The 13,209-nt window shown below is 43.7% G+C and carries 1 protein-coding gene (only partly in view); it reads left to right on the top strand.

The features are described from left to right. Positions 1–13,209: the final stretch of a Vomp family autotransporter gene (locus tag AC6ER8_RS07680; RefSeq protein WP_497078160.1), read on the top strand. The gene continues 18,588 nt to the left of window position 1, outside the view; the window shows 13,209 of its 31,797 coding nt (coding positions 18,589–31,797); its start codon lies beyond the left edge, outside the window; it ends in the stop codon at positions 13,207–13,209.

Genomic DNA, 13,209 nt, shown 5'->3' with positions numbered 1-13,209 from the left:
ACGGGTTCTCAGCTTTATGCGACGAATGAAACCGTTAAGGGAGTTCAAGGAGATCTTCAAACTGCTGCTGAGAATGCTTCGAAATATTTAGGTGGTGGAGCCGATATCGAAAAAGGCGTTGCACCAACCTATAAGGTGGATGATAAGGAATACCATGATATCTCAGGCGCTTTTGGAGGTGTTGATGAAGGTTTCAAAGACCTTAAAGACAAAGTTGCCAAGAACGAGACTGAGGTTTCTGATCGTCTGAAAGATGCATTGTTGTGGGATAACAGTAAAGCTGCATTTGTTGCACAGCATGGTGCTGAGAAGACCAACAGTAAGATCACGTCTCTTGCTGATGGGTCTATAACAAAAGATTCAAGCGATGCGGTTACGGGTTCTCAGCTTTACGGTTTGGGTAGTGATGTTGCACATTCTTTAGGTGGGGGCGCCCATTATGAGAATGGCGTATGGACAGATCCTCGCTTTACGTTTACAGGCGTGAATGCAGATGGTCATGCAGAAGATAAGACCTATAATGATGTATCGCTTGCCTTTGCTGGTGTTGGGAAGAGCTTTGATAATGTTCTTAAGAGTTTTGATGAGAAACTCAAAGATATCACCTCTCCTGGTCAAGGCGATGGCTTGTTGTGGAGTGATGATGCTGGAGCATTTGTTGCGCAGCATAAACAAGGTGGTATTGTTAAAAACAGCAGAATAACTGCGCTTGAAGCCGGTAAGGTTACGAAAGATTCAAGTGATGCGGTTACGGGTTCTCAGCTTTATTCCATGAATGAACAGTTGGCTCAATATTTAGGGGGCGGTGCTGGCTATGATGGTTCAGGGCAGTTTAAAGGCCCTCAATTTAAGGTCAAAAGCTTTAAAGAAGACGGCAGTGAAGAAACACAAAGCTATGATAATGTCGCGGCTGCATTTGATGGTGTTAATGTTGCGTTCACGGGCTTTGAGCAAAAAGTTAGCCATGAGATTACCGAAAAGGTTAATAATGTCATTGGAGATAAGGTTGAGGGTATTGTTGGAGATAAGATTGATGAAGCTGTTGCCAAAGCCAATAAAAACGGCCTTGTTCAACAAGATGAGACGACACATCGTATCACGATTGGTTCATCGGTTGCTGGCAGTGAAGTCAATATAGCCAATAAGTCAGGAGAAAGCCGTGTTCTTTCCGGCATTAAAGATGGTTCTCTTAAAGAAGGCTCGACAGAAGCAGTAACGGGTTCTCAGCTTTATGCGACGAATGAAACCGTTAAGGGAGTTCAAGGAGATCTTCAAACTGCTGCTGAGAATGCTTCGAAATATTTAGGTGGCGGAGCCGATATCGAAAAAGGCGTTGCACCAACCTATAAGGTGGATGATAAGGAATACCATGATATCTCAGGCGCTTTTGGAGGTGTTGATGAAGGTTTCAAAGACCTTAAAGACAAAGTTGCCAAGAACGAGACTGAGGTTTCTGATCGTCTGAAAGATGCATTGTTGTGGGATAACAGTAAAGCTGCATTTGTTGCACAGCATGGTGCTGAGAAGAGCAACAGTAAGATCACGTCTCTTGCTGATGGGTCTATAACAAAAGATTCAAGTGATGCAGTGACGGGTTCCCAGCTTTATTCCATGAATGAACAGTTGGCTCAATATTTAGGGGGCGGTGCTGGCTATGATGGTTCAGGGCAGTTTAAAGGCCCTCAATTTAAGGTCAAAAGCTTTAAAGAAGACGGCAGTGAAGAAACACAAAGCTATGATAATGTCGCGGCTGCATTTGATGGTGTTAATGTTGCGTTCACGGGCTTTGAGCAAAAAGTTAGCCATGAGATTACCGAAAAGGTTAATAATGTCATTGGAGATAAGGTTGAGGGTATTGTTGGAGATAAGATTGATGAAGCTGTTGCCAAAGCCAATAAAAACGGCCTTGTTCAACAAGATGAGACGACACATCGTATCACGATTGGTTCATCGGTTGCTGGCAGTGAAGTCAATATAGCCAATAAGTCAGGTGAAAGCCGTGTTCTTTCCGGCCTCAAAGATGGTTCTCTTAAAGAAGGCTCGACAGAAGCAGTGACGGGTTCTCAGCTTTATGCGACGAATGAAACCGTTAAGGGAGTTCAAGGAGATCTTCAAACTGCTGCTGAGAATGCTTCGAAATATTTAGGTGGTGGAGCCGATATCGAAAAAGGCGTTGCACCAACCTATAAGGTGGATGATAAGGAATACCATGATATCTCAGGCGCTTTTGGAGGTGTTGATGAAGGTTTCAAAGACCTTAAAGACAAAGTTGCCAAGAACGAGACTGAGGTTTCTGATCGCCTGAAAGATGCGTTGTTGTGGGATAACAGTAAAGCTGCGTTTGTTGCACAGCATGGTGCTGAGAAGACCAACAGTAAGATCACGTCTCTTGCTGATGGGTCTATAACAAAAGATTCAAGCGATGCGGTTACGGGTTCTCAGCTTTATTCCATGAATGAACAGTTGGCTCAATATTTAGGGGGCGGTGCTGGCTATGATGGTTCAGGGCAGTTTAAAGGCCCTAACTTTAAGGTCAAAAGCTTTAAAGAAGACGGCAGTGAAGAAACACAAAGCTATGATAATGTCGCGGCTGCATTTGATGGTGTTAATGTTGCGTTCACGGGCTTTGAGCAAAAAGTTAGCCATGAGATTACCGAAAAGGTTAATAATGTCATTGGAGATAAGGTTGAGGGTATTGTTGGAGATAAGATTGATGAAGCTGTTGCCAAAGCCAATAAAAACGGCCTTGTTCAACAAGATGAGACGACACATCGTATCACGATTGGTTCATCGGTTGCTGGCAGTGAAGTCAATATAGCCAATAAGTCAGGTGAAAGCCGTGTTCTTTCCGGCCTCAAAGATGGTTCTCTTAAAGAAGGCTCGACAGAAGCAGTGACGGGTTCTCAGCTTTATGCGACGAATGAAACCGTTAAGGGAGTTCAAGGAGATCTTCAAACTGCTGCTGAGAATGCTTCGAAATATTTAGGTGGCGGAGCCGATATCGAAAAAGGCGTTGCACCAACCTATAAGGTGGATGATAAGGAATACCATGATATCTCAGGCGCTTTTGGAGGTGTTGATGAAGGTTTCAAAGACCTTAAAGACAAAGTTGCCAAGAACGAGACTGAGGTTTCTGATCGCCTGAAAGATGCGTTGTTGTGGGATAACAGTAAAGCTGCGTTTGTTGCACAGCATGGTGCTGAGAAGACCAACAGTAAGATCACGTCTCTTGCTGATGGGTCTATAACAAAAGATTCAAGCGATGCGGTTACGGGTTCTCAGCTTTACGGTTTGGGTAGTGATGTTGCACATTCTTTAGGTGGGGGCGCCCATTATGAGAATGGCGTATGGACAGATCCTCGCTTTACGTTTACAGGCGTGAATGCAGATGGTCATGCAGAAGATAAGACCTATAATGATGTATCGCTTGCCTTTGCTGGTGTTGGGAAGAGCTTTGATAATGTTCTTAAGAGTTTTGATGAGAAACTCAAAGATATCACCTCTCCTGGTCAAGGCGATGGCTTGTTGTGGAGTGATGATGCTGGAGCATTTGTTGCGCAGCATAAACAAGGTGGTATTGTTAAAAACAGCAGAATAACTGCGCTTGAAGCCGGTAAGGTTACAAAGGATTCAAGTGATGCGGTTACGGGTTCCCAGCTTTATTCCATGAATGAACAGTTGGCTCAATATTTAGGGGGCGGTGCTGGCTATGATGGTTCAGGGCAGTTTAAAGGCCCTCAATTTAAGGTCAAAAGCTTTAAAGAAGACGGCAGTGAAGAAACACAAAGCTATGATAATGTCGCGGCTGCATTTGATGGTGTTAATGTTGCGTTCACGGGCTTTGAGCAAAAAGTTAGCCATGAGATTACCGAAAAGGTTAATAATGTCATTGGAGATAAGGTTGAGGGTATTGTTGGAGATAAGATTGATGAAGCTGTTGCCAAAGCCAATAAAAACGGCCTTGTTCAACAAGATGAGACGACACATCGTATCACGATTGGTTCATCGGTTGCTGGCAGTGAAGTCAATATAGCCAATAAGTCAGGTGAAAGCCGTGTTCTTTCCGGCCTCAAAGATGGTTCTCTTAAAGAAGGCTCGACAGAAGCAGTGACGGGTTCTCAGCTTTATGCGACGAATGAAACCGTTAAGGGAGTTCAAGGAGATCTTCAAACTGCTGCTGAGAATGCTTCGAAATATTTAGGTGGTGGAGCCGATATCGAAAAAGGCGTTGCACCAACCTATAAGGTCGATGATAAGGAATATCATGATATCTCAGGCGCTTTTGGAGGTGTTGATGAAGGTTTCAAAGACCTTAAAGACAAAGTTGCCAAGAACGAGACTGAGGTTTCTGATCGTCTGAAAGATGCATTGTTGTGGGATAACAGTAAAGCTGCATTTGTTGCACAGCATGGTGCTGAGAAGACCAACAGTAAGATCACGTCTCTTGCTGATGGGTCTATAACAAAAGATTCAAGTGATGCAGTGACGGGTTCCCAGCTTTATTCCATGAATGAACAGTTGGCTCAATATTTAGGGGGCGGTGCTGGCTATGATGGTTCAGGGCAGTTTAAAGGCCCTCAATTTAAGGTCAAAAGCTTTAAAGAAGACGGCAGTGAAGAAACACAAAGCTATGATAATGTCGCGGCTGCATTTGATGGTGTTAATGTTGCGTTCACGGGCTTTGAGCAAAAAGTTAGCCATGAGATTACCGAAAAGGTTAATAATGTCATTGGAGATAAGGTTGAGGGTATTGTTGGAGATAAGATTGATGAAGCTGTTGCCAAAGCCAATAAAAACGGCCTTGTTCAACAAGATGAGACGACACATCGTATCACGATTGGTTCATCGGTTGCTGGCAGTGAAGTCAATATAGCCAATAAGTCAGGTGAAAGCCGTGTTCTTTCCGGCCTCAAAGATGGTTCTCTTAAAGAAGGCTCGACAGAAGCAGTGACGGGTTCTCAGCTTTATGCGACGAATGAAACCGTTAAGGGAGTTCAAGGAGATCTTCAAACTGCTGCTGAGAATGCTTCGAAATATTTAGGTGGCGGAGCCGATATCGTAAAAGGCGTTGCACCAACCTATAAGGTCGATGATAAGGAATATCATGATATCTCAGGCGCTTTTGGAGGTGTTGATGAAGGTTTCAAAGACCTTAAAGACAAAGTTGCCAAGAACGAGACTGAGGTTTCTGATCGTCTGAAAGATGCATTGTTGTGGGATAACAGTAAAGCTGCATTTGTTGCACAGCATGGTGCTGAGAAGACCAACAGTAAGATCACGTCTCTTGCTGATGGGTCTATAACAAAAGATTCAAGTGATGCAGTGACGGGTTCCCAGCTTTATTCCATGAATGAACAGTTGGCTCAATATTTAGGGGGCGGTGCTGGCTATGATGGTTCAGGGCAGTTTAAAGGCCCTCAATTTAAGGTCAAAAGCTTTAAAGAAGACGGCAGTGAAGACACACAAAGCTATGATAATGTCGCGGCTGCATTTGATGGTGTTAATGTTGCGTTCACGGGCTTTGAGCAAAAAGTTAGCCATGAGATTACCGAAAAGGTTAATAATGTCATTGGAGATAAGGTTGAGGGTATTGTTGGAGATAAGATTGATGAAGCTGTTGCCAAAGCCAATAAAAACGGCCTTGTTCAACAAGATGAGACGACACATCGTATCACGATTGGTTCATCGGTTGCTGGCAGTGAAGTCAATATAGCCAATAAGTCAGGTGAAAGCCGTGTTCTTTCCGGCCTCAAAGATGGTTCTCTTAAAGAAGGCTCGACAGAAGCAGTGACGGGTTCTCAGCTTTATGCGACGAATGAAACCGTTAAGGGAGTTCAAGGAGATCTTCAAACTGCTGCTGAGAATGCTTCGAAATATTTAGGTGGCGGAGCCGATATCGTAAAAGGCGTTGCACCAACCTATAAGGTCGATGATAAGGAATATCATGATATCTCAGGCGCTTTTGGAGGTGTTGATGAAGGTTTCAAAGACCTTAAAGACAAAGTTGCCAAGAACGAGACTGAGGTTTCTGATCGTCTGAAAGATGCATTGTTGTGGGATAACAGTAAAGCTGCATTTGTTGCACAGCATGGTGCTGAGAAGACCAACAGTAAGATCACGTCTCTTGCTGATGGGTCTATAACAAAAGATTCAAGTGATGCAGTGACGGGTTCCCAGCTTTATTCCATGAATGAACAGTTGGCTCAATATTTAGGGGGCGGTGCTGGCTATGATGGTTCAGGGCAGTTTAAAGGCCCTCAATTTAAGGTCAAAAGCTTTAAAGAAGACGGCAGTGAAGACACACAAAGCTATGATAATGTCGCGGCTGCATTTGATGGTGTTAATGTTGCGTTCACGGGCTTTGAGCAAAAAGTTAGCCATGAGATTACCGAAAAGGTTAATAATGTCATTGGAGATAAGGTTGAGGGTATTGTTGGAGATAAGATTGATGAAGCTGTTGCCAAAGCCAATAAAAACGGCCTTGTTCAACAAGATGAGACGACACATCGTATCACGATTGGTTCATCGGTTGCTGGCAGTGAAGTCAATATAGCCAATAAGTCAGGTGAAAGCCGTGTTCTTTCCGGCCTCAAAGATGGTTCTCTTAAAGAAGGCTCGACAGAAGCAGTGACGGGTTCTCAGCTTTATGCGACGAATGAAACCGTTAAGGGAGTTCAAGGAGATCTTCAAACTGCTGCTGAGAATGCTTCGAAATATTTAGGTGGTGGAGCCGATATCGAAAAAGGCGTTGCGCCAACCTATAAGGTCGATGATAAGGAATATCATGATATCTCAGGCGCTTTTGGAGGTGTTGATGAAGGTTTCAAAGACCTTAAAGACAAAGTTGCTAAGAACGAGACTGAGGTTTCTGATCGTCTGAAAGATGCGTTGTTGTGGGATAACAGTAAAGCTGCATTTGTTGCACAGCATGGTGCTGAGAAGAGCAACAGTAAGATCACGTCTCTTGCTGCAGGATCTATAACGAAAGATTCAAGCGATGCAGTTACGGGCTCCCAGCTTTACGGTTTGGGTAGTGATGTTGCACATTCTTTAGGTGGGGGCGCTCATTATGAGAATGGCGTATGGACAGATCCTCGCTTTACGTTCACAGGCGTGAATGCAGATGGTCATGCAGAAGATAAGACCTATAATGATGTATCGCTTGCCTTTGCTGGCGTTGGGAAGAGCTTTGATAATGTTCTTAAGAGTTTTGATGAGAAACTCAAAGATATCACCTCTCCTGGTCAAGGCGATGGCTTGTTGTGGAGTGATGATGCTGGAGCATTTGTTGCGCAGCATAAACAAGGTGGTATTGTTAAAAACAGCAGAATAACCGCGCTTGAAGCCGGTAAGGTTACGAAAGATTCAAGTGATGCGGTTACGGGTTCTCAGCTTTATTCCATGAATGAACAGTTGGCTCAATATTTAGGGGGCGGTGCTGGCTATGATGGTTCAGGGCAGTTTAAAGGCCCTAACTTTAAGGTCAAAAGCTTTAAAGAAGACGGCAGTGAAGAAACACAAAGCTATGATAATGTCGCGGCTGCATTTGATGGTGTTAATGTTGCGTTCACGGGCTTTGAGCAAAAAGTTAGCCATGAGATTACCGAAAAGGTTAATAATGTCATTGGAGATAAGGTTGAGGGTATTGTTGGAGATAAGATTGATGAAGCTGTTGCCAAAGCCAATAAAAACGGCCTTGTTCAACAAGATGAGACGACACATCGTATCACGATTGGTTCATCGGTTGCTGGCAGTGAAGTCAATATAGCCAATAAGTCAGGTGAAAGCCGTGTTCTTTCCGGCCTCAAAGATGGTTCTCTTAAAGAAGGCTCGACAGAAGCAGTGACGGGTTCTCAGCTTTATGCGACGAATGAAACCGTTAAGGGAGTTCAAGGAGATCTTCAAACTGCTGCTGAGAATGCTTCGAAATATTTAGGTGGCGGAGCCGATATCGTAAAAGGCGTTGCACCAACCTATAAGGTGGATGATAAGGAATACCATGATATCTCAGGCGCTTTTGGAGGTGTTGATGAAGGTTTCAAAGACCTTAAAGACAAAGTTGCCAAGAACGAGACTGAGGTTTCTGATCGTCTGAAAGATGCATTGTTGTGGGATAACAGTAAAGCTGCATTTGTTGCACAGCATGGTGCTGAGAAGAGCAACAGTAAGATCACGTCTCTTGCTGATGGGTCTATAACAAAAGATTCAAGTGATGCAGTGACGGGTTCCCAGCTTTATTCCATGAATGAACAGTTGGCTCAATATTTAGGGGGCGGTGCTGGCTATGATGGTTCAGGGCAGTTTAAAGGCCCTAACTTTAAGGTCAAAAGCTTTAAAGAAGACGGCAGTGAAGAAACACAAAGCTATGATAATGTCGCGGCTGCATTTGATGGTGTTAATGTTGCGTTCACGGGCTTTGAGCAAAAAGTTAGCCATGAGATTACCGAAAAGGTTAATAATGTCATTGGAGATAAGGTTGAGGGTATTGTTGGAGATAAGATTGATGAAGCTGTTGCCAAAGCCAATAAAAACGGCCTTGTTCAACAAGATGAGACGACACATCGTATCACGATTGGTTCATCGGTTGCTGGCAGTGAAGTCAATATAGCCAATAAGTCAGGTGAAAGCCGTGTTCTTTCCGGCCTCAAAGATGGTTCTCTTAAAGAAGGCTCGACAGAAGCAGTGACGGGTTCTCAGCTTTATGCGACGAATGAAACCGTTAAGGGAGTTCAAGGAGATCTTCAAACTGCTGCTGAGAATGCTTCGAAATATTTAGGTGGCGGAGCCGATATCGTAAAAGGCGTTGCACCAACCTATAAGGTGGATGATAAGGAATACCATGATATCTCAGGCGCTTTTGGAGGTGTTGATAAAGGTTTCAAAGACCTTAAAGACAAAGTTGCTAAGAACGAGACTGAGGTTTCTGATCGTCTGAAAGATGCGTTGTTGTGGGATAACAGTAAAGCTGCATTTGTTGCACAGCATGGTGCTGAGAAGAGCAACAGTAAGATTACGTCTCTTGCTGATGGGTCTATAACGAAAGATTCAAGTGATGCGGTTACGGGCTCCCAGCTTTACGGTTTGGGTAGTGATGTTGCACATTCTTTAGGTGGGGGCGCGCATTATGAGAATGGCGTATGGACAGATCCTCGCTTTACGTTCACAGGCGTGAATGCAGATGGTCATGCAGAAGATAAGACCTATAATGATGTCGCAACAGCCTTTGCTAATGTTGGTAGCAGCTTCACGAATGTTGTTAAGAGCGTCGATGAGAAAGTTGAAGGTGTTAAAAAAGACTTTGATGATAAAATCGAAAAAACGACAGAAGAAATTCAAAATAATATCAACAATATTACAGAGAAAGTTCAAGGTGATGCGTTGTTGTGGGATAGCAGTAAAGCTGCGTTTGTCGCACAGCATGGTGCTGAGAAGACCAACAGTAAGATTACATCACTTGCCAATGGTGACATCAATGCCAATTCGAGTGATGCTATAGCAGGTAATCAGCTGCACGCCTTGGGTGACAGTGTTGCGAAGTCTTTAGGCGGAGGTGCTCGTTATGAAGGTGGCCAATGGAAGGCGCCCGAATACAAGGTTAGAACCATTAAGGAAGATGGAAGTGATGTTGAAGAGAAATACGAGAATGTTGCTGAAGCGTTTGTAGGTGTTGGTAGCTCTTTCACGAATATTAAGAATGAGCTTAACAAAGCCATTAACCAAGTGGTCAGTGATAGTCTTGTTCAGCAAGATGAGACGACACATCGTATCACGATTGGTTCATCGGTTGCTGGCAATGAAGTCAATATAGCCAATAAGTCAGGAGAAAACCGTGTTCTTTCTGGTGTTAGAGATGGTTCTCTTAAAGAAGGCTCGACAGAAGCAGTAACGGGTTCTCAGCTTTATGCGACGAATGAAACCGTTAAGGGAGTTCAAGGAGATCTTCAAACTGCTGCTGAGAATGCTTCGAAATATTTAGGTGGTGGAGCCGATATCGAAAAAGGCGTTGCACCAACCTATAAGGTCGATGATAAGGAATATCATGATATCTCAGGTGCTTTTGGAGGTGTTGATGAAGGTTTCAAAGATCTTAAAGACAAAGTTGCCAAGAACGAGACTGAGGTTTCTGATCGCCTGAAAGATGCGTTGTTGTGGGATAACAGTAAAGCTGCGTTTGTTGCACAGCATGGTGCTGAGAAGAGCAACAGTAAGATCACATCACTTGCTGATGGGGCTATAACAAAAGACTCAAGCGATGCGGTTACGGGTTCTCAACTTTACGGTTTGGGTAGTCATGTTGCACATTCTTTAGGTGGGGGCGCCCATTATGAGAATGGCGTATGGACAGATCCTCGCTTTACGTTTACAGGCGTGAATGCAGATGGTCATGCAGAAGATAAGACCTATAATGATGTCGCAACAGCCTTTGCTAATGTTGGTAGCAGCTTCACGAATGTTGTTAAGAGCGTCGATGAGAAAGTTGAAGGTGTTAAAAAAGACTTTGATGATAAAATCGAAAAAACGACAGAAGAAATTCAAAATAATATCAACAGTATTACAGAGAAAGTTCAAGGTGATGCGTTGTTGTGGGATAACAGTAAAGCTGCGTTTGTCGCACAGCATGGTGCTGAGAAGACCAACAGTAAGATTACATCACTTGCCAATGGTGACATCAATGCCAATTCGAGTGATGCTATAGCAGGTAATCAGCTGCACGCCTTGGGTGACAGTGTTGCGAAGTCTTTAGGCGGAGGTGCTCGTTATGAAGGTGGCCAATGGAAGGCGCCCGAATACAAGGTTAGAACCATTAAGGAAGATGGAAGTGATGTTGAAGAGAAATACGAGAATGTTGCTGAAGCGTTTGTAGGTGTTGGTAGCTCTTTCACGAATATTAAGAATGAGCTTAACAAAGCCATTAACCAAGTGGTCAGTGATAGTCTTGTTCAACAAGATGAGACGACACATCGTATCACGATTGGTTCATCGGTTGCTGGCAATGAAGTCAATATAGCCAATAAGTCAGGAGAAAACCGTGTTCTTTCCGGCATTAAAGATGGTTCTCTTAAAGAAGGCTCGACAGAAGCAGTGACGGGTTCTCAGCTTTATGCGACGAATGAAACCGTTAAGGGAGTTCAAGGAGATCTTCAAACTGCTGCTGAGAATGCTTCGAAATATTTAGGTGGTGGAGCCGATATCGAAAAAGGCGTTGCACCAACCTATAAGGTCGATGATAAGGAATATCATGATATCTCAGGTGCTTTTGGAGGTGTTGATGAAGGTTTCAAAGATCTTAAAGACAAAGTTGCCAAGAACGAGACTGAGGTTTCTGATCGTCTGAAAGATGCGTTGTTGTGGGATAACAGTAAAACTGCGTTTGTTGCACAGCATGGTGCTGAGAAGACCAACAGTAAGATTACATCACTTGCCAATGGTGACATCAATGCCAATTCGAGTGATGCTATAGCAGGTAATCAGCTTCATGCCTTGGGTGACAGTGTTGCGAAGTCTTTAGGCGGAGGTGCTCGTTATGAAGGTGGCCAATGGAAGGCGCCCGAATACAATGTTAGAACCATTAAGGAAGATGGAAGTGATGTTGAAGAGAAATACGAGAATGTTGCTGAAGCGTTTGTAGGTGTTGGTAGCTCTTTCACGAATATTAAGAATGAACTTAACAAAGCCATTAACCAAGTGGTCAGTGATAGTCTTGTTAAGCAGGATTCAGACAGTAAGGTTATCCGCATTGGTTCAGAGAAAGAGGGTACAGAAATCAGCATTGCCAACAGTGAGGGTGCAGTGCGTAGTCTTTCTGGCGTAAAAGCGGCAACAGTTTCAGAAGGCTCGACAGAGGCAGTGAATGGTGGTCAGCTTTATTCTTTAAATCAGACGTTAGCGACGTATTTTGGAGGTGGAGCTCGTTATGAAGAAGGTCAATGGACCGCACCTACATTCACATTAACCAGCTTCAATTCTGATGGGAGTTCAGAAGAGAAGAGCTATAATAATGTTGCAGCAGCCTTTGCCGGTATGAATAGTTCCTTCACACAGCTTCATGATACTATTTCTGACAATATTGAGCAGAATGCGTTGTTGTGGAGTGATGAAGATCAAGCTTTTGTAGCGCTTCATGGGAAAGGATCTCAAAGAAGCAAGAGCAAATTGAAGTCGCTTTTAGATGGTGACATTTCAGAAGGTTCTACAGAAGCGATCACGGGAAATCAGCTTTATTCACTCAATCAGACGTTAGCGCTGTATTTAGGAGGAGGAGCGAGCTATGAAGGAGGGCATTGGACAGCACCCGAATTCAAGGTTGCACAATTCAATAGCGATGGCGGTTCGTCAGATAAGAAGGTTTATAATGATGTTGCTGGTGCCTTTGAAGGTGTTAGTGAGGGTATGACGAGTATCAACGATCGTATTACGGAGGTTGCGAACAATCTTGATACGAATGGCTTGAATTGGAATGAAGACAAGGGTGCGTATGATGCTGGTCATAAAGGAGAATCGAGTAAGATAACGAATGTTTCCGATGGGGCGGTAGAGGAAGGCTCGAAAGATGTTGTAAATGGTGGTCAGCTTTGGGATACGAATAATAGGGTTAGCAAGGTTGAAGACCGTGTAGATACGATAGATCAACATGTTAAGGACATTGAAACGGCTGTGACTGATGGCGCAGTTAACTATGATAAAGGAGCGGATGGTAAGAAGAGCAATAGCATCACGTTGGTCGGGGGAGATGAAAGTGCTCCGGTATTAATAGACAATGTGGGTGATGGTAAGATTGAGAAAGGCTCTCATGAAGCAGTTAATGGCGGTCAGTTGCATGATTATACGGAAGAGCAGATGAAGATTGTTCTTGATGATGCGAAGAAATATACGGATGAACAAGTAAGTAGTCTTGTCGACAATGGCATTAGCGAGGCGAAATCCTATACGGATATGAAGTTTGATACGTTGAGTTATGCGATTGAGGATGTTCGCAAAGAGGCAAGACAAGCCGCAGCTATTGGTGTAGCAGTGTCCAACTTAAGTTATGATGACACGCCTGGCAAAATCAGCTTATCATTTGGTAGTGGTTTATGGCGGAGTCAATCAGCATTTGCTTTTGGAGCTGGTTATATGTCTGAAAATGGAAAGATACGTTCGAATGTATCTGTTACGAGTTCCGGAGGTCATTTTGGGATAGGTGCAGGATTTAGGATAACATTGAATTGA

This window comes from Bartonella sp. SL320, assembly GCF_059687635.1.
This window is presented reverse-complemented; position numbering and strand designations above follow the sequence as displayed.